We start from the raw sequence: 19,831 nt of genomic DNA, 5'->3' as shown, positions 1-19,831 counted from the left end.
TCCCCCACCGAAGCGGGTTCATCGTTCGACTTGCATGTGTTAAGCACGCCGCCAGCGTTCGTCCTGAGCCAGGATCAAACTCTCCGTGAATGCTTCAAACCATCCACAGGAAGAGCGGAACAAGCCGGAGGAATAATCCAACCTGTTCACAGCGTCCTCGCTGTTGTGTATTCCAAAGGAACCTCAACCCACCGGAACAACCCGGCAGGTCGGGGTATCAACATATCTGGCGTTGACTTTTGGCACGCTGTTGAGTTCTCAAAGAACGGACGCTTCCTTCAAAACCGTCTCACCGGTTTCTCCGGACGTTTGCCCTTTCGGTGTCTCCGACTCTATCAGATCCGTTTCCCGGCCCGTTTCCGTGCCGTTCTTCCGAATCGGATTCCCCTGTCGGCGGGGCGCCTTCCGGCTGGTCTCTACTTTAGAGCCTTTTCCCTCCGGCTCCAAATTGAGCCGGCCGCAGAAGAAATTCGGCATGCCGAATAGACCCCTGCGAAGGGAGATCGTGCTCTCGAAGTGGTACCCGCCGGAGTGGCGAAGAGGAGTCGCCGCGAAACCAGGACGGCTTTGCGGCAACCCGATGAACCTTACGGATCACTGGTCGTACTGTCAACCAGGATCGGCGCCCTCCCGCAGCCCCCGGGAGAGGCGGCTGCGGGAGGCCCACCGCGGCCGGTTGCTCACGGCCGGCCGAGGTCCGCACGCCGCGGTCGGTCGAGACACGTAGTGGCCGGCCGAGGTCGCCGCGGTCGGCGTCGTTCTCCGTCAGTCGAGGTCGGTGAGTCGGCCGCCGGCGTCGTGCTGGGCGTGCTCGACGCGGCGCAGGAGGCGGGTGAGCATCTCGCCCAGCTGGGTGCGCTCGGTCGTGGAGAGGTCCTGGAGGAGGTCCTCTTCGAAGACCGACGCCTTGCGCATGACCTCCAGCCACTTCTCCCGGCCCGTGTCGGTGAGCCCGATGATGACGCGGACGCGGTTGTCGGGGTCACGCTCGCGGGTGACGAGGTCCTGGCCGAACATGCGGTCGATGCGGTGGGTCATGGCCGCCGGGGTGAGACCGAGGCGCTTGGCGATGGTGCCGGGCCACAGTTGGTAGGGGCTTCCTGCCATGACGAGCTCCTTGAGCACCTCCCATTCGGGGCTGCTGAGTCCCAGGGTGGCGAGCTGGCGGCCGTAGGCGACGTTCATGCGGCGGTCCAGCCGGCTCAGCGCGTTGACCACCTTCTCCACCTGGGGGTCGAGGTCGCGGTACTCGCGCTGGTAGATCGCGATCTGCTCGTCGAGGGTCGGTTGTCGGTCCGGCATGTGGCCAGTATCCCATGGCGACTCGTTCGCTCTAAACGGTTGCCCTGTGTATTCTTTAGTGTCGAACTTTAGCTTCGAACTCTGGGGCTCGACGCCCCTCCTCCCCTCCATCCCCTCTTCTTGATCTAGGCAGGTGAGTGTGACCACGGCGATGGCCGCCGCGCTGCGGCGGATCCAGCTCGGTAACGCGCTGGCAGCTTTCGGCAACGGCTTCACGGTGCCGTTCCTCTTCGTGTACGTCGCGCGGGTGCGCGATCTCGGTGACGGCACCGCGGGTGCGGTGCTCGCCGCGTTCGCCGCGGCCGCGCTGCTCGTGCTGCCCTTCACGGGCCGCGTGATCGACCGGAGCGGACCGCTCGTCGTGGTCGTCATCGGCGCGGTCTCGGCCGCCCTCGGTGCCCTGGGATTCGGGTTGTCGACCACCGCGCCCGCCGTGCTGGCCGCCTCGGCCGTGATGGGCGCCGGCATCGCCGTACTCCAGCCGGCGCTCGCGACGATGATCGTCTGGTGCTCGACGCCGGGCACGCGGTCACGGGCCTTCGCCACCCAGTTCTTCCTCAACAACCTCGGGCTGGGCGTCGGCGGGTTGTTCGGCGGCATGCTCGTGAACGAGCACGACCCGGCGAGCTTCACCCTGCTGTTCTCCATCGAGGCGACGATGTTCCTCGTCCTGCTCGCCGTCCTGGTGACGGTCAGGGTGGCGCGGCCCGTCGAGGCGGCAGCCGGCTCCGGCGCGGGTGCGGCATCCGGTGCCGCGCGGGGCTCCGGGTGGGGCGTGCTCCTGCGCGACCGTCCGATGGTGCTGCTCGGCGTCCTGGGCTTCGTGATCTTCTTCGCGTGCTACGGCCAGTTCGAGTCGGGGCTGTCCGCGTACGCCGTCGAGGTCACCCACATCTCCACCGCGACGCTGGGGACGGCGTTGGCGGCGAACACGGCGATGATCGTGCTCGCGCAGTTCGTCGTCCTGCGGCTGGTGGACGGGCGCAGGCGCAGCCGGGTGGTCGCCCTGGTGGGCGCCATCTGGACCGTCGCGTGGTTGGCCGCGGGGGCGTCCGGGCTCGTGCACGGGGCGCAGGCGGTGGCGACCGCGCTCCTCATCGGTACGTACGCGCTGTTCGGCGTCGGAGAGACGATGCTCTCGCCGACGGTCGCCCCGATGGTCGCCGACCTGGCGCCCGCTCGGCTCGTGGGCCAGTACAACTCGGCTTTCGCCCTGGTCAAGCAGCTCGCTCTCGCCGTCGGGCCCGCCGTGGGCGGGGCGATCGCCGCGGCCGGCGCGTGGTCGTCGTACATCGTCATGCTGGTGCTGTGCTGCCTCGCCGTCGTCGGACTCGCCCTCCTGCTGGGCCGGAGGCTGCCCGAGCGGGTCGACCGGCCGGGGTCGGTCGTCGTCGCGCGCGGCGGCTCTCCCTCCGGCAGCGGCGTGGAGGTGCCGGAGAGTGCGGCCGAGACGTCGGCGCAGGGCGCCCTGTCGCCCGAGCCCGCAGTGCGGTCGGGAAGTGGCGCGCTGTCCGAGAGCGCCGTGCTGTCTCAGGACGCTGTGGCGGTCTGCGGCGCGGTGCCGTCCGGCGGCACGGGTGAGCGGGTGGCCGGCGCCGTGTGACCGCGCCCCGGGCGGCTGTCCGCCCGGCCGTCATACCGCTGCCCGGCCGTGTGACCCGCCCCTTCCCCACCGGAGGGGGCGGGACCCGTTCCGGGCCGGTTACGCGCTCGGAAGAGCGAATTCGCACCACACCGACTTGCCGCCCCCGGGCGTCCTGCGGCATCCCCACGAGGACGCGATCGTCGCGACGATCGAGATTCCCCGTCCCGACTCGTCGCCCGGTTCGGCGCGGCGGCGCCGGGGCAGGTGATCGTCGCCGTCAGTGACCTCGACGATCAGACGGCGGTCCGTACGGCGGAGCCGCAGCCGCATCGGCGGGGTGCCGTGCTGGAGGGAGTTGGCGACGAGTTCGCTGGCGGCCAGCACACCCAGGTCCCGGAGCTCCACCGGGAAACGCCAGGAAGCCAGCACGCCGGAGGCGAAGGCGCGGGCGCGCGGGGCGGCCTCCGTTCCGCCGAGCAGGTCGAGCGCCGCGTTGTGGAACAGCTCGGCGTCCGTACCGGTGCGCTCGGGGTGCTGGCAGACGAGGACGGCCACGTCGTCGTCGTGGTCCTCGGTGATGCCCAGGGCGCGCAGCAGACGGTCGCAGACGATGTCGGGAGAGCCGGTCGCGCCGGCGAACGCGGCTTCCAGCGCCGCCACGCCCTCGTCGATGTCGGCGTCACGGCGTTCGATCAGGCCGTCGGTGTAGAGAACGGCGGCCGCGCCCGGCGGCAGCGGGACGCTCCCGGAGGTGTGCAGCCAGCCACCGGTGCCCAGGGGCGGCCCCGTGTGGTCGGTGGCGGGTCGGACGGTGCCGTCGGCATCGCGCACGAGGACGGGCACGTGGCCGGCTGACGCGTAGCTGAGGTGGCCCTCGCTGGGGTCGTGGACCGCGTAGACGCAGGTGGCGATCTGGGTGGCGTCGATCTCGGCGGCGAGTTCGTCGAGGAGTTGCAGCACCTCGTGCGGCGGCAGGTCCAACCGCGCATAGGCCCGCACAGCCGTACGGAGCTGGCCCATGACGGCGGCGGCCCTGACACCGCGCCCCATGACGTCGCCGATGACGAGCGCGGTGCGGCCGGCGCCCAACGTGATCACGTCGTACCAGTCACCCCCGACGGCGGCGTCCGTGCCGCCCGGCTGGTACGTGGCCGCCACCCGCAGGTCGTCGGGCTGTTCGAGCTCCTGGGGCAGCAGGCTCCGCTGGAGGGTGACGGCAGCCTCCCGCTGCCGGCGCTCGCTGGCGCGCAGCCGTTCGACGGCCTCGACCTGGTCGGTCACCTCTGCGGCGAAGATGAGCACCCCGCTGTCGTCCGAGGTGGTGATGGGCGTGCAGGTGAACGTGTAGTAGTGGCCCGTACGGCGCCTGGGTTCCGGGCGCGTGGCTCCCTTGGCGCCACTGGCGCCACCTTCCGCGGCTCCCTTCGGGCCGGCCACGCCTGCCTGTGGCGCGCCGGAGCTTCCCGCCGGGACGCCGGACGTCGTCCCCGTCTGACGCTGCTGGACCCTGCGGGACTTGACCGTACGGGGCGTACCACTGCGCCGCACCTGGTCCATCAGCGGGAGCAGTCCGAGCTCCACCAGCTCGGGCAGCGCCTCGCGCGCCGCTGCTCCGGTCGGGCGTGGGCCGAAGACGCGGGTGTAGGCGTCGTTGACGAAGGCGATGCGGTGCTCCGGCCCGTGGACGATCGCGGCCAACGCGGGAACCTGGCCCAGCAAATCGTGCACAGGCAGCGCGTCGATGCCACCACGCTGGCGTGGCGCCCGTGCGCCGCCAGAGCCCCCGGTTTTCGGCGTCCCTGCGTCCCCCTTCGCGGGGGGCGGGTCCGTCTCGGAGCGGGGGCGGCCGCGGGCGCCGGGGACGGTGGGTGTCTCCGCCCGCGGCTCCGGGGGCGGCTGCGTATCCGGCCCCGTGGGCTCTTCCGCGCCCCCACGCGCACGCGCGGTCACGTCCGCACGGGCGTCGCTTTCCGGTGGTGGGCTCGTGTCCTGGGGATACGGCTCCGTGTCCGTCGGCGGCGGTTGCGTGGCCACGTGGGCGCCGGCGTACCCGCCCGTACGCGCGTCGGGGCGGAGGCCCGGCTCCGGGTCGCTGCGGGATCCTCGCACACCGCCCTCTTCTCCACCCGCCCCTCCGGCGTCTCGGGCCGTCCCTCCGGACGTACCGGAGCTCTCGTCGCCGTGGCCCTCGCCCTCGGAACGGTCGGCGTGAGCGGGGCCGGACGACTGCGCTCGCGCCTTTATCGCGGCCTGGGCGGCGGCGGTCCGCCGCTGTGTGCCGGGCAGTCGGGCGCTCCAGCGCGTGAAGTTCACGTCGTCCGATTCCTCATGTGGTTCGCGGTGTTCGCTCGGGTCGCTCGGGGGTCGCTCAGGGATCACTCTTCGCAGACGCGAGCCCACCCATGGTCACACGTCCAGTGTGGCGCACCGCGCCGACATCCGTCAGACGCCGCCGGGCGGCGGCCACTTGCGACGCGGCGGCCCGGTGCCTTGGGGGCTCCCGGTCCTGCTGGTGCTCCCGTTCCTGGCGGTGCTGTCGGTCTCTCCCGGCGAGGTCAGTCCTTGTCGGGACGCCGTACGGTGCCTGCCGCCATCTCGAACTCGGCGCGCGGGTGCTCCAGGGAGCCCAACGAGACGATCTCCCGTTTGAACAGCCCGGAGAGCACCCATTCGGCCAGCACGCGGGCCTTTCTGTTGAAGGTCGGCACGCGGCTGAGGTGGTACGCGCGGTGCATGAACCAGGCAGGGTAGCCCTTGAACTTCCGTCCGTACACGTGCGCGACGCCCTTGTGCAGTCCGAGGGAGGCGACGGAGCCGGCGTACGCGTGCCGGTAAGGAGTGGGCTCCGCCCCTTGGAGCACTGCGGCGACGTTGTCGGCGAGGCAGCGTGCCTGGCGTACGGCGTGCTGGGCGTTCGGAGCGCACAGGGGCGGTTCGGCACCGTCTCCTCCGGCGTGTGGCGCGCCTGCCCCGCCACCGGTCCGCGCTCTGCTGGCGGCGTCGTTGTGCGCCCTCTCCCCGGTCTCGTCGCGCGCCCCGCCGGCCGCGTGCTTGTGCGCCGTCCCGTGGGCCTCGTCCATCGCCGTCAGGTCGGGTACGGCTGCCGCGTCGCCTGCCGCCCAGGCGTGCTCCGTGCCGGTGACGCGGAGGGTCGTCTCGCACCTGAGCCTGCCGCGGGGGGTGAGGGGCAGGCCCGTACGCGCCAGAAGAGGGTGCGGTTTGACGCCCGCCGTCCACACCAAGGTGCGCGTGGGATGGCGGGATCCGTCGCTGAGAGTGGCGACGCGCCGCTCGCAGGAGTCGAGGCGCGTGCCGAGGCGGACGTCGATGTTCCTGGCGCGCAGCTCGCGCAGCGCGTAACCGCCCATCTCCTCACCCACCTCCGGCAGGATGCGGTCACTGGCCTCCACCAGGAGGAAGCGCAGGTCGTCGGCCTCGATGTTGTGGTAGTAGCGACAGGCGTACCGGGCCATGTCCTCCAGCTCCGCCAGCGCCTCCACCCCCGCGTAACCGCCGCCGACGAAGACGAAGGTGAGGGCCGCGTCGCGGACTCCCGGGTCGCGGGTGGAGGAGGCGATGTCGAGCTGTTCGAGCACGTGGTTGCGCAGCCCGATGGCCTCCTCGACCGTCTTGAACCCGATGCCGTGCTCGGCCAGACCCGGCACCGGGAGAGTCCGGGAGACCGAGCCGGGTGCCAGCACCAGTTCGGTGTAGGGGAGTTCGAGGGTGGTCGGCTCGCGGCGGGGATCCTGGCCCGGCCGGGCGGCGCGTGCCGCGTCGGCCTCCGTGGTGGCGAGGGTGGTGATGTGCACGACCCGGCGCTCGTGGTCGATGCTGCGGGCCTCACCGACGATGACCTGACAGCGCGGCAGGACGCGGCGCAGGGGGACGACGACATGACGCGGCGAGATGGAACCCGCGGCGGCCTCCGGCAGGAACGGCTGGTACGTCATATAGGGGTCCGGGTCGAGGATCGTGATGGTGACCCCCGGGGCGGACGGAAAAGGGGAGGGGGAGGGGGGCTGTGACGGGGAAGCGGCAGGCGGCGTCGGGTCAGGGGCGGGGGCGGAGTGGGCAGGCGTGGGGCGCGGCGCCTCGCTGAGCCGGTGCTTCAGCTTCTGCTGGAGGCGCAGCGCCGTGTACATGCCGACGTAACCTCCGCCGACGACGAGGATGCGTGTGGGGTCCGCAGAGTCCTTCGTGGCCTTCGTCACCCGACCATGACGCACCCTCAGTCCCGCGTTTGTCCACAGGTCACACGATTCGTATGACTGCTGTGCGCCCGGCGCTCACCAGTGTCCCGATCTCTCGCAGGATTTCGTCCACGCAGGTCACCGGGGAAGAAGAGGGGGCGCGCGGGTCGGTGGCGGGGGCCGGAAAGCGGTCGTGGCCGAGAAGGGCAAAAGGCCGCGCGGGGACGCCCTCTTCTCTCACGACCTGGGCTCAACTATGTTCGTATCCCAGAGCGGGTGCGACGTGTGGACCAATGTGTCGCAGCCCGTCCCCGCGAACGCGGGGGTCTCCGGGGGGAGACAGGGATTTACCGGGGGAACGAATATGCACATTCAGGGTATGCACGGGTCTCATGCCACCGCGGCGGCCGTTTCCGCCGTGCCGGAAGGCCCGATCAGCACGAACACCGCCGCCGCGAGCTCCTCAGGCGTCGCCCAGGCGGCCACCACTCCACGCACGGCCCCGCTGCGCGTGGACGCCCAGCGCAACCTCGAACACGTGCTGCGCGCGGCCCGCGAGGTCTTCGGAGAGCTCGGTTACGGAGCACCGATGGAGGACGTCGCCCGCCGAGCCAGGGTCGGGGTGGGAACGGTCTACCGCCGGTTCCCCAGCAAGGACGTCCTGGTGAGGCGGATCGCCGAGGAGGAGACGGCCCGCCTGACGGAACAGGCACGGTCGGCGCTGGGCCAGGAGGACGAGCCCTGGTCGGCGCTCTCCCGTTTCCTGCGCACCTCCGTCGCCTCCGGTGCCGGACGGCTGCTGCCGCCACGGATACTGCGCGCGGACGGCTGGGCCACGGACAGCTCACCTCGCGTGCCGGCGCAGCGCCCGCCGGCCCCGGCCGAGTTCGCCGAGGACGCACGGCTGGACGGAAGCACACCGCCGGACCTGCGGCTTGTGGAGCACACCACGTCCGCTGCCGTGGCCCAGGAGGGGGGCTACGAAGGGTTGGAGGACGACCCGGGCGCGGTCGAGCTTCTCCAGGTCGTCGGCCAGTTGGTCGAGCGAGCCCGGGAGGCCGGCGAGCTCAGGCCGGACGTGACGGTCGGCGACGTACTGCTCGTGATAGCGACGGCCGCGCCCTCACTGCCTGACGCCGCCCACCAGGCAGCGGCCTCCACCCGACTCCTCGACATCCTGCTCGAAGGGCTGCGTTCACGCGGCACGCACTGAGCGGTACGTGTTGAACGGCACGTGCTGAACGACACGTGCTGAACGGTGAGCGCTGAGCGGCACGCGCCGAGGGGCGCCTTCGGTGTCGGTGGGTTGGCGTGCTCGCGCGTGGGCCGCGCGGGGCGGGTCTCTGCCGACATCGGTGTGGGGCCATCGCCACGTCGCCGGGCGGAGTGGGCCGGTCGTCGAGCACGCGTACGAGGGGCCACCGGCCGGGGTGATTCGTCAGCTTGTCGGCTTCCCGGCCGGCACCGCTGTGCCACGCTGACGCGATGTTCCGCAGGCAGGGTGTGCACGGAAGTCACGGCTATGGCTGGTGACGAGCGGCGGGAGCCGGAGGGGCCCGAGGAACCGGAGGTACCGGAGAAGCCGGGAGCGTCGGGGAGGCCCGAAGCGTCCGACGAGTCGAGGGCGTCGGAAGGGTCGAGGGCGTCGAAGGCATCGGGGGCGTCGGGGCCGGGGGCCGAGACCGGCTCTTCCTCGGACCTCGACCCGCAGGTCCCGCCGCAGCAGTCGGCTTCGCCTCAGGTACCCGAACAGCGTGGGCGCCACGACGCGGGCGGAGCCGGCAGGCCGCGCAGCCCGCACCGTACGGGGCGGGCCGGCGCCTCCGACGGACCGCGCGGAGCGGAGGAGGGCACGGCGCTGCCCGGGCCAGGCGGCGCGGACGAGACAGGGACGCCGAACGGCCCGCGCGAGGTGGGCAAGAAGCTCAAAACCCCGCGCGGGGTGCGCGGGGCGAGCAGCGGCGGGACGCTCGGCGGGGTGTCGGACGCGGAGTTGCTGTCGCGGATGCGGAAGGGGGACGACGGGGCGTACGAGGAGCTGTACCGGCGGCACGCGGAGCCCGTGCGGCGTTACGCCCGTACGTGCTGCCGGGACGCGGACACCGCGGAGGATCTGACCGGCGAGGTCTTCGCGCGCACCCTGCAAGCGGTCCGCGGCGGCAAGGGGCCCAGAACCGCGGTGCGGGCGTACCTGCTCACGTCCGTGCGGCACGTGGCCGCGGCGTGGACGCGCACGCGGCGGCGAGAGCGGCTGGTGGACGACTTCGCGGTGTTCGTGCAGTCGGCGGCCGCCGCCTCGGCGGCGCGGGATGTGGACACGCTGGACCTGGGCGCCGACGTGCGGGCGATGCACAAGGCGGAGCAGACGCTGGTGGTCCGCGCGTTCGAAAGCCTGTCGGAGCACGACCGGATGCTGCTGTGGCACACGGCGGTCGAGGGCGGCAGGCCGCAGGACGTGGCGGTGCTGCTCGGCACGTCGCGTGGCGCGGTGGCGACGGCGGCGCACCGGGCGCGGGAGCACCTCAAGCAGGCGTATCTCCAGGCGCACGTCAGTCAGGCGCTGACGCAGGGCGGGGAGTGCGCACGGTACGCGGACCGGCTCGGCGCGTACGCGCGCGGTGGGCTGCGGATGCGGGCCGAGCGGGGGCTGGCCCGGCACCTGGAGGAGTGTGCGGCGTGCAGTCAGGCGGCTTCGGAGGTGAAGGACCTCAACGAGCACATCAGGCTGGTGCTGCCCGTCGCGCTCATCGGCTGGTTCGGTACGGCGGGCGGGGCGAAGGCGTTCGCCGCGTTGCTCGGCGGTGGCGCGGCCGCGGGAGGGGCCTCCGCGGCCGGTGGTGCGGCGTCGGGTGGCGCGGCGTCGGAGGGTCTCGGCGCGCCGGCGAAGGTCGGCATCGGTCTGGGCGTGGCCGCGGCGGCGGGTGCGGTGCTCGCCTACGCGTTGACCGGCGGTGACGAGCCGGTCGAGAAGCCGCGGGCTCGGCCCTCGGCGCCGCACGCGGCGCCGGACGAGCCGCCTCGGAAGTCCGATCCGCCGCCCTCCCCCCGCCCCGAGCCCCGGAAGCCGACGGCCCGACCGCCCGCTCCCGGGCCGCGGCCCGTGCGGGCCGCGCCGCGACGCCCGGCGCCTCAGACTCCCGTGCGGCGCCCGGCCCCGCGACCGTCCGCGCCTGAGCCGGATCCTGAGCCCCCGCGGAGCCCGGCCCCCGCGCCGCCGTCCGCACCCCCGCCTCCGTCTTCTCCGCCGGCTCGGCCCTCTCCCCCGGCTCCCGCCCCGGAGCCGGAGCCGGGCGAGCGGCACGTCATCCGCGTCACGGAGCGCGGTGTCGTCCTCGAGTCCACGACGGGGGAACGCACGGTGCGGCTGGTGGTGGAGCGTCAGCCTGGCGGAGGCGCGCCTGAGCCGGCGGCGAGTTGGTCGCACAGCTTGTCGAGGAGGGCCGCCGCCTCGGCGAGGGTGAGGGGCACCCCGGCGGCCTCGGGCCCGTCGTCGGAAGCGCCGCCGGACGCGTCATCAAAAGCGCCGCCGGAACAGGCGTCGGACGTGCCGTCCAGGTCGTCGTCGGAAGCGTCGGCGGCCGCACCGGCGGAGTAGGCGCGGATGGTGCCGTCGAGGCGGAGTTCGGGGACGCTCGCGGGCAGGTCGCCGCGTGTCGCGCCGGCCGCGTCGGCGAGCTGGACGGCGAGGGCGGGCCGACCGGCCCGGAGCAGGATGAAACCGGCGGTCAGCAGGGCGTTGCCGGTGAGCGTCTCGGGGACTGACACCTCCAGTCCGGCGTGGAGGGCGGCATTGATCTTCCGCAGGGCCTCGGGGACCAGTTCGTCGCCCTCGCAGGCCGTGATGCGGGCGTCGAGTACGCGGAGCGGGACCTCGAAGACGGCGGGCAGACTCCCGACGGAGGCGTACTTCTCGGCTTGCCGGTACAGCTCGCGGGCGCGGGCGATGTCGTCTTCCTCCACGGCGGTCATGGCGCGGACGAAGGCGGCGAGGGTCGGTGCGTCGCGGACGCCGAGGCGGTCGCCGTCCTCCATGGCGCGCTGGGCGAGCTGGTCGGCCTGCTTCGTGTCGCCCTGGCGGTACCAGATCTCGGCGATGCGCACGAGGAGTACCGGCATCTCGGTGAGGGCACCGAGCTGCTGCGCGTAGCGCATGGCCGTCTCGCACTCGGCACGTGCGTGTTCGTAGCGGCCCTCCTGGATGGCGATCTCGGCGCGCAGGCCGCACAGCTGGCTGAGCAGCCAGCGGTCACCGGTGCTTTCGGCGAGGGCGCTGATCTCGGGGAGCTCTTCCTTCAGGTGCGGGAGACCGCCGGGGGTGTCGATGCGGATGTGGGCGCGGAAGAGCAGTGCGACGGCGAGCTCCCAGGGGCCGCTGTAGCGACGGCAGTTCGCGACGAGCTCCTGCATGAGGGGGGCGACGCCCTTGCCGCCTTCGAGGAGGAATCCCGCGAAGGGCCAGAGCATTCCGGGGAAACGTGCGGAGGCCGGGCCGGGTTCGCGGAAGGTGGCGACCAGCTGCTCCGCGACGGAGCGGTGATGCGGCTCTTGAACCAGTTCCTGGGTGCGGTGTTCCGACAGCAGGAAGTAGTCGAGGAGTTGAAGCTCCCGAACGAGCAGTACCCCGTCCTCGCGCCGCTTCTCCCCGCCACGATTCTCCTCGCGCCGCTTCTCCCCGCCACGGCTCTCCTCGCGCCGCTTCTCGGCACCCCATTTCTCGGCGTGCGGTTCCTCGGTGCCCCGTTTGCCTCCGTCCCGTTCGTCCGCGGCCGAGGTCGGCAGCAGCAGGGTGAGGGCTGCCTCGACCCAACGGGCTCCCTCGTCACGGAAGTTGCGCAGCCACCAGAACCAGCCGGCCGCGCGGACGAGCGCGACGACGGTCTCGTGGTCGCGCTGGTACAGGGACCGGTGGAGCGCCGCGCGGATGTTGTCGAGGTCGGCTTCGACGCGGGGCAGCCAGGAGAGCTGTTCGGCCGAGCGGATGCGGGGTTCGGCGGCGGTGGCGAAGCGGAGGATCTGCGCGGTGTGCCGGGCCTCGGCCTCGTCGCGCTCCTCGGGGTGTTCGGCGGCGCGTTCGCGGGCGTAGTCGTGGATCGTCTCCAGCATGCGGTAGCGCACACCGGTGCCCGTCAGGGCGGGGGGCTGGACGGCGACGAGGATCGATTTGTCGACCAGGGCGGAGAGCAGGTCGAGTACGTCGTCCGGGTGGATGTGCCCACCCGGTGGCGGGCCGGGGTCCTGCGGCGCCTCGTCCGCGCACACGTGCTCGGCGGCGGAGAGGGTGCAGCCGCCCGCGAAGACGGACAGCCGGCGGACGGTGGTGCGCTCGCGCTCGTCCAACAGGTCCCAGGACCAGTCCACGACGGCCCGCAGGGTCTGCTGGCGGGGCAGCACGGTACGGCTGCCGCTGGTCAGCAACCGGAAGCGGTCGTCGAGGCGGTCCGCGATCTGACGCGGGGTGAGCGAGCGGAGCCGTGCGGCCGCCAGTTCGATCGCCAGGGGCAGGCCGTCGAGCCTGCGGCAGATCTCCGCCACGGCCTCCGCGTCCTCACTCGGACGGAAACCGGGGCGCGCCGCGGCGGCACGGTCGGCGAAGAGGCGGTGCGCCGGAGCGGGCGGCAGCGGCTCGACCGGACGCACGGACTCCCCCGGCACGCCGAGGGGCTCGCGGCTGGTGGCCAGCACGGTCAGCCCGGGACAGTGGGCGAGAAGCGTCTCAGCGAGCGTCGCAGCCGCGTGAATGACGTGCTCGCAGTTGTCGAGCACCAGCAGCGGAGTGCGGTGCTGCAAGTGCTCGACCAGCAGGGCCATCGCGTCCTGCTGGCCACTGAGCGCACGCGCGCCCTCCGTGGCGGCGGTGGACAGCGCGGTCACCCGGCGACCGAGCGCGCTGAGGACGGCGCCCGGCACGGCGGTGGGATGGTCGAGAGGCGCCAACTCCACGAACCAGGTGCCGTCGGGATGCGGAGTCGGCTCCGCCGCCCCCGTCGTGGCGGCCACCTGTTCGGCGAGCCGGGTCTTGCCGGAGCCGCCGGGACCGGTCAGCGTCACCAGCCGGGAGGCCGCGAGGTCGGCGCTGAGGGTGGCGATGTCCGTCTCGCGCCCGACGAAGCTGGTCAGCCGCGCCCGGAGGTTGCCCGGTGGGCGCGCCGGTCCTCGCCCCTCCGGGATGGGTGTCCGTCCCTCCGAGGTGGGCCTCGGTCTCCCGTCACCCGGTGTCGCCTTCGCGGAAGCCGCTGCCGACTTCGCGGAACCCGCCGTCGGCGTCCGTCTCGCACCGCGCGTGGGGGCGGGCTCCACCTCGCCCCCCGGCGGGAGCGGGTGTGCCTCGCGCCCAGGCGGCGGGGGCGGGTGTGCGGGGCCGCCCGCGGGGGCCGTCCGGTCCTCCGGGGCCGACACCGGCGTGCGGGTCGCACCGGTCCGCGCCGTCCGGACGGACCGGTCCGCACCGCGTGACGCCGCATCCGACGCTGCGCCGTTCGGCGTACGGGAGGCCGGGCCGCCGTCCGCTTCCGCGGCAGGACCGGGTGCGTGAACACCGTCGCCCTCAGCATCCGGGCGGGGAGTGCCGTCCGCCCCGCCCGTGCCGGAGGTGCCCTCGTCGGGGACAGAGGCAGGGACAGAGGCAGGGACAGGCCCAAAGGACGTGTCCGTGTCCGTGTCCGTGTCCGTCGGGGTGCTCGCCCGGAGGAGTTCCGCGTGGAGTGCGCGCAGTTCCGCACCCGGGTCGGCGCCGAGGCGGGACGCTATCCCTCTGCGTACGGACTCGTAACCGGCCAGCGCCTCCGCCGTGCGGCCGCTCTCGTGCAGGGCTCTGAGGTGGAGGACCTGGAGCGGTTCGTCGAGCGGGTGCTCCGGTGCCAGCTGTCGCAGTTCGGGCAGGACGCGCGCGGCGTGGCCCAGGGCGAGGTCGGCGGCGAGGCGCCGTTGGAGGGCGGCGTGCCGCAGGGCTTCCATGCGGGCGGCGACGGCGGCGCGGTCGGGCAGGTCGGCCAGCGCGGGGCCGCGCCACAGAGCGAGGGCTTCGCGGAGTACCCGCGCGGCCCGTTCGGCGTCGCCCTCCTCCAGTGCGCGCTCCCCCTCGGTGGCGAGGTGTTCGAAGCGGAGGAGATCGACCTCGTCGCGCTCGGGGTCGAGCCGCAGCCGGTACCCGCCGGTCAGCGACTCGACGGCGTCCCTTCCCAGGGCCCGGCGCAACCTGCCCACCAGCGCCTGTAGGGCGGCCGGCGCGTCCTCCGGCAGTCCGTCGGGGTACGCGTCGGCCCACACGTCGTCGATGAGTGCCTGGGGTGAGGTGGGCGCGCGGCTGTGGGCGCGCAGTGCGAGGGCGGCGAGCAGCGCGCGCAGGCGCTGCCCGCCGAGCGGGACGGGACGCCCGGCGTCGTCGCGGGCCTCGCTCGCCCCCAGGATCAGATAGCGCACACGCCTATTGTCCCTGTCGGTGCCGTCATGTCCGCGTGCTTTTTTCTGTTGGCGTGACCGGGGCGGAGCGGACGGAGCCGGTCCGTCACCTGGGCGTGGGCGGCAGGCTGCGTTCGTACCGGGCGTCGGGGTGGACGCCCGCCGCCGCGGCGCGGTGGCGGGGCGCCGCGGCGCCGGTCCAGCAGGTGCCGCGGCGGGCGAGCAGGCGGCTCAGCCACAGTTCCATGGCGGCCAGGTCGGCGATGCCCTCCGCGGGCAGCGGTTCGCCTCGGGCCACCCGTCGGACGGCCTGCCGTACGACGCGGGCCTCGACCAGCCCGGCCTCGGCGAGCAGCGGTGCCTGGAACAGTTCGAGCAGCCGCTCGGACGCGAGGCGTATGCCCGCGCGGAGGGCGGCGTGGTGCGCGGCTTGCGTGGGGGCGCCCCAGCCGGACGGGACGTCGTGGACGCCCGCCCCGGCGAGTGCGGCACGCAGGATGGAGGCGCGGGCTCCGGGGCGTACGCGCAGCGCGTCGGGGAGCTCCCGGGCGGCGCGTACGACCTGGTTGTCGAAGTAGGGGGCGTGCAGCCGCTGGTTGCGGAGCTCGGCGGCCTGTTCGAGGACGCGGTGGTCGGCGGCGGACCGGGCGAGGGCGGCGCGGGCCCGCCGTTCGCCGGGCCTCTCCACGGACGGGCGGGCCTGGGCCGCGGACTCCAGGCGCAGGGAGACCTCCGCGAGCGCCTCCCCCGTCAGCCAGCGGGCCGCCGGTCCCGGGCGGCACCAGGTGAGCGCGGCCACCGAGGCGTCCACGGCGCTCTCCCCGCCGTCCGGACAGGGCTCGAACGCGGACGCCGTGAACCCGCCGTCCCGCATCAGCGCCGCTGTCTGCTCCACCCCTTCCCTGTACGGCGTACGAGCCAGTCTGCGCGCTGCCCGGTAAATGGTGACGGGCACCAGCAGCGAACGCCCCGCCACCTGGCTCTCTCCCCGTTGCCCCTCCGCGCGGGCCAGCGCGGCGACGGGGCGGACGAGGTGCCGGCGGCGCCTGTCCAGCAGCAGGTCGGCCAGGCGGGCGGGGTGCGCGTCGAGAACCTGCCGGGCCCCTGCGCCGACGAAGTGGTCGGCGCTGCCCGCCGTGAGACGGCTGCGGTGGCGTTCGGCCGCGACGAGTGAGGGGCCCGGCTCGTCCGTGAGCGGCCCCGCGGTCAGGTCCGCGTACGGCAGCGTCTCCTCGCCGCCGGTGACCACGAGGTGGCGCAGCCGCGGGTTCTGGGCGATGGCGTGTGCCCGCTCCAGCTCGGCGGTGTGGTCCTCGGCGTCGGCGGGGTCGTGGGGCCCGCCGCGGTGTGCGGCGCCCGTTCCCGTGGTGAGGTCGTTGAAGGTGACGGCCAGCAGCCGCTCGCCCGCGCCCGCCGCGCCGGACCCGAAGACGGTGCCGGGGGTGCCGGGCAGTCCTGCGGCGAGCAGCGCGAGCGTACCGGAGGCGGGTCCGCCGGACAGGTCGGCGCCGATGCCGGGCGCGGGTCCGCCGCGCGCCCGCTGCCGGTCGGCCGGGCCCATTCCGGGGACGGGGCCCGGATCCCGTGCGTCGGTGTCGTGTTCGGACGCGTGGCGGGGCGCGGTCAGGCGGGCGCGGACAGCGTTCACGAGCGCGTCCCTGACGCCCGCGACGGCCGCCTCCGGGTCGACGGGCGGCGCACCGACGACCAGGGACGTGGACGATTCGTAACCGGCGATCTCCCTGCTGCCGCCGTCCCGCACGATCAGCGCGTGCCCCGGCGGCACCCGGCTGACCCCCCGGTAGGGGGTGCCGTCGCCCAGCGCCTCGGGAGCGTCAGGGCAGGCGAGCAGCGCGGCGAGGTGACCGAAGTCGAGCTCCGCCTCGACCAGGTCGGCCAGCGGCAGCGCGGCCGTCGCGTACGCGGTGCCGCGCGCCCACGGCGTGTGGAAAACGGGCCGCACACCGGCCAGGTCGGCGGCGACGGTGAGCCGGCGCCCGACGCAGGCGACGGCCGTGTAGCTGCCGGGCCACGCGGTCAGGTGGCGGAACGCTCCGCCTCGCGCGGCGATCAGCCCGAGCCGCAGCTCGTCGTCGCTGGCGCCGCAGCAGCCGAACACCGCGAGCCGGCTTCCCGGCTGGGCCTCCACCACCCGGATCTCGTCGGGACGCCAGTCCCCGACCGCCCACAGCGGGTCCGGGTCCCCCCACACCACCTGCGCGCCGACGGGCGCCAGGATGCCGTCGCCGCCGTCGGGCACGTGGGCGGTGTGCGGGGCGTGACCGTAGCGGCCGTAGGAGTCGTACGGGTCGTGGGCGTCGTACCGGCCGAAGGAGTCGTACCGGTCGTGGGCGTCGTACGGGTACGGGTCGTCCGAACCTGTGGAGGTACGGCTTGCGTTCGTGGTGGCCCGGGCACCGCCGCGACGGCCCTGAGGCGCTGCCGCGGCACTGCTCCACCCCACCAACCAGCGCATCGCCGCCTGCCTTCACGTCACTTGCCGGCACTCCCGCCGGCGTCCGCCGCACCGCGCGGGCCCTGGGGCGACGGGTGTGCGCCGCCCTGGGACCGCTGCCGTTGCGGCTATGGTGCCACGTAAGTGGCGCACGGGAGGCGTGTAAGGGGCGCATACCTCAGTGCAGTACGCGGCCGTTCTTCCTTCCTCCCGCGCCTCCGTGCGGGCCCGGTGACCGGGCTCCGCACGCGCATATTCCTCTGGCGTCCGCCTCCGGCACCGCACACACGACCGATGTCATTCGGCCAAATCTGCGCGTACGACGGACCACGACGACCGCCGCCTTGACGCCCCGCGGCGCACTCGCGACGCAACACCGGACGGACGGCGCACGGTTGGCGTCGGGAGGGGCGGGCGCCGCCGGCCGTGACGCGCGACAGGCGTGCACGCCGAGCGCGCGGCCGCGTCGCGTACGCCGGGCACGGAGGCACAGGGGCACACGCGTGGCCGGCACGCGGGGACAAGGACACACGCACGCAGCCCCCGCTGGGCAGGAGACGTCACCGCCAGGGAGCCGGAGGGAGCCGTGCGTCTGTCCGAGCTGCCGATGCGCCTGTCCGAGCGGGCGGAAGTTGGGCTCCGTATCGCGGCCGGGTGGGGCGAACGCAGCGGTCCAGAGGGGCAGTACAGCGGGCGAGAGGGCGCGGGGAGAGAAGGCCGGCACCGAGGCCGGGCGGGGGGGCGAGTCGGCCGGGCCGGAAGGCACGTGCGTGCCTCCCGGCCCGGACCGCCGCCCGCGGGGAATGGGGCGGCGGTGTTCCCCCAGCCCACTGATCCTGTGCAGCGGGCCGACCCACGCGGCTCCCATGGAACCGCTGACCTCGCAGGCAGGGCAGGCGCATGGGCGGGCGCACGGCCACACGGCCGGTGCACGGGAGACAGCGCCACGAAACCACCCGGACCGGCGGTGGGCGCGTACGATTCCGGCCGCCCGACGGAGGGCACGCTGAGGGTGGCACGTGACCCCTGCACGTACACGCGTACGGAGAGAGATCCCGCCATCCCCCATGACACCCCTTAACGGTGGGCATGCAGCGAACTACGCTGTGTTGGCAGTGCTTTCCGCGCCGCGCAGTGCGCAGTGACGGGAGGGGGCCCCGCGTCAGCCGCGGGGCGGTCGTCGGTGTGGTCAGGGGTGCGCATGTCCAGGGAGTCACGCGGGCCGAATGAGAAACTCGGCACCGTCCTCGCCCTCGCAGGGATCAGCAACGCCGGACTCGCCCGACGGGTCAACGACCTCGGCGCCCAACGGGGCCTCACGCTCCGGTACGACAAGACGTCGGTGGCCCGCTGGGTATCGAAGGGGATGGTGCCGCAAGGAGCGGCGCCCCACTTGATCGCCGCTGCCATCGGCAGCAAGCTCGGCCGTCCGGTGCCGCTGCACGAGATCGGCCTCGCGGACGCCGACCCGACCCCGGAGGTCGGGCTCGCCTTCCCGCGCGACGTCGGAGCCGCCGTCAAATCGGCCACCGACCTCTACCGGCTGGACCTGGCAGGTCGGCGTGGAGGCGGCAGCATCTGGCAGTCGCTCGCCGGCTCGTTCGCCGTCAGCGCCTACGCCACCCCCGCCTCGCGCTGGCTCATAACCCCGGCGGACAGTTCCGTCGCCCGCCACGTCGAACTCCTCGAGGGGGTGGCCCCGTCCGCTGCCGACGGGGCCAGAACGGAAGCCCCCAGAACGGGCGCGGCGGACGGCGCCCTCGTCGCCGTCGACGCCGGGTCGGGCAACGGGCACGGGCCGGGCGCCGAGCAGGAGGGCACCACCGCGCCACTGCGCGTCGGACACACCGACGTCTCCAAGCTGCGCGAGGCCGCGGACGAGGCCCGCCGGTGGGACTCCAAGTACGGCGGCGGGGACTGGCGTTCCTCCATGGTCCCCGAGTGCCTGCGCGTGGACGCCGCACCCCTGCTGCTGGGCGCCTACACCGACGAGGTCGGCCGCTCCCTCTTCGGCGCCACCGCCGAACTGACCCGACTCGCCGGCTGGATGGCCTTCGACACCGGCCAGCAGGAGGCGGCCCAGCGCTACTACATCCAGGCGCTGCGCCTCGCCCGCGCCGCCGCCGACGTCCCGCTGGGCGGCTACGTACTCGCCTCCATGTCGCTCCAGGCCACCTACCGCGGCTTCGCCGACGAGGGCGTCGACCTCGCCCAGGCCGCGCTGGAACGCAACCGCGGACTGGCGACGGCCCGCACCATGAGCTTCTTCCAACTCGTCGAGGCCCGCGCCCACGCCAAGGCCAACGACGCACAGGCGTGCGCCGCCGCGCTGGCCGCGGCGGAGAGCTGGCTGGAGCGCTCCAGGGAAGGCGACCCGGACCCCTCCTGGCTGGACTTCTACTCCTACGACCGCCTCGCGGCGGACGCGGCGGAGTGCTACCGCGACCTGAAGGCACCTCGCCAGGTGCGCCGCTTCACGGAGAAGGCGCTTTCGCAGCCGAAGGAGGAGTTCGTGCGCTCGCACGGGCTGCGCCTGGTCGTCTCGGCGGTCGCGGAGCTCGAATCCGGCAACCTCGACGCCGCCTGCGCGGCCGGTACGCGCGCCGTGGAGGTCGCCGGGCGCATCTCCTCCGCCCGTACGACGGAGTACGTGCGCGACCTGCTGCACCGCCTGGAGCCTTACGGGGACGAGCCGCGCGTCGCCGAACTGCGCGAGAGGGCGCGGCCGCTGCTGATGGCCCCGGCGTGACCGGGGCCGCCCGCTCGAGCATGTGAGCGGCGCCGCCGGCCGGGCGCCGACCGCCTTGCTCGGCCGACTGCCCGGCTCGATCGGTCGCTCCGCTCGGCCCGATCGGTCGCTCTGCTCGGTCGGCCGGCCTGCTCGACGGAGGCGCGCTC

General features: G+C 73.7%; 8 protein-coding genes, 1 rRNA gene and 1 pseudogene. 4 read left to right on the top strand and 6 right to left on the bottom strand.

From position 1 onward, the window contains the following. Positions 1 to 90, bottom strand: a 16S ribosomal RNA gene (locus tag DQ392_RS32115); the annotation flags it as partial. A gap of 675 nt (positions 91 to 765) precedes the next feature. Beyond that, the gene (locus tag DQ392_RS32105; protein ID WP_114019223.1) at positions 766 to 1,302 is read right to left on the bottom strand and encodes a MarR family winged helix-turn-helix transcriptional regulator; all 537 of its coding nucleotides are present in this window, start codon (positions 1,300 to 1,302) and stop codon (positions 766 to 768) included. Between the two features lie 151 nt (positions 1,303 to 1,453). Here DQ392_RS32105 and DQ392_RS32100 point away from each other — a divergent pair, with 151 nt between their 5' ends. Beyond that, positions 1,454 to 2,905, top strand: a complete 1,452-nt coding sequence (locus tag DQ392_RS32100) for an MFS transporter (protein WP_181856664.1) — start codon at positions 1,454 to 1,456, stop codon at positions 2,903 to 2,905. 99 nt (positions 2,906 to 3,004) lie between these two features. On the opposite strand, the gene DQ392_RS32095 is transcribed toward DQ392_RS32100, so the two are convergent. Together DQ392_RS32095 and DQ392_RS32090 are read right to left on the bottom strand one after the other, a co-directional pair. Further along, positions 3,005 to 5,200, bottom strand: coding sequence for an ATP-binding SpoIIE family protein phosphatase (locus tag DQ392_RS32095; protein WP_114019221.1), 2,196 nt, complete (start codon positions 5,198 to 5,200; stop codon positions 3,005 to 3,007). A 242-nt stretch (positions 5,201 to 5,442) separates the two neighbouring features. Further along, positions 5,443 to 7,032 (bottom strand): NAD(P)/FAD-dependent oxidoreductase, encoded by a 1,590-nt coding sequence (locus DQ392_RS32090; protein WP_425470668.1) that lies wholly within the window; start codon positions 7,030 to 7,032, stop codon positions 5,443 to 5,445. A gap of 427 nt (positions 7,033 to 7,459) precedes the next feature. Between DQ392_RS32090 and DQ392_RS32085 the strand changes: the two genes are divergently transcribed. Continuing rightward, a complete protein-coding gene (locus DQ392_RS32085) occupies positions 7,460 to 8,293 on the top strand; it encodes a TetR/AcrR family transcriptional regulator (RefSeq protein ID WP_114019219.1) in 834 nt (277 codons plus the stop codon). Positions 8,294 to 8,602: 309 nt separating this feature from the next. After that, positions 8,603 to 9,601 (top strand): annotated as a pseudogene (locus DQ392_RS36340) (RNA polymerase sigma factor); the annotation flags it as partial. Between the two features lie 857 nt (positions 9,602 to 10,458). Here DQ392_RS36340 and DQ392_RS32075 read toward each other — a convergent pair. Both DQ392_RS32075 and DQ392_RS32070 read right to left on the bottom strand, forming a co-directional pair. Further along, entirely contained in the window at positions 10,459 to 14,499 is a 4,041-nt protein-coding gene (locus DQ392_RS32075; protein ID WP_245982232.1) for an AfsR/SARP family transcriptional regulator, read from the bottom strand. Between the two features lie 85 nt (positions 14,500 to 14,584). Next, positions 14,585 to 16,954, bottom strand: a complete 2,370-nt coding sequence (locus tag DQ392_RS32070; RefSeq protein ID WP_245982231.1) for an asparagine synthase-related protein — start codon at positions 16,952 to 16,954, stop codon at positions 14,585 to 14,587. Positions 16,955 to 18,134: 1,180 nt separating this feature from the next. On the opposite strand from DQ392_RS32070, the gene DQ392_RS32065 reads away from it, so the two are divergent. Next, entirely contained in the window at positions 18,135 to 19,682 is a 1,548-nt protein-coding gene (locus DQ392_RS32065) for an NsdA family TPR-like regulatory protein (protein ID WP_114019217.1), read from the top strand. Positions 19,683 to 19,831 lie beyond the last annotated feature (149 nt).

The organism is Streptomyces reniochalinae (genome assembly GCF_003323735.1).
GTDB classification, from domain to species: Bacteria; Actinomycetota; Actinomycetes; order Streptomycetales; family Streptomycetaceae; genus Streptomyces; species Streptomyces reniochalinae.
Note: the sequence above shows the minus strand (reverse complement) of the source record. Positions and strands in the feature narration are given on the sequence as shown.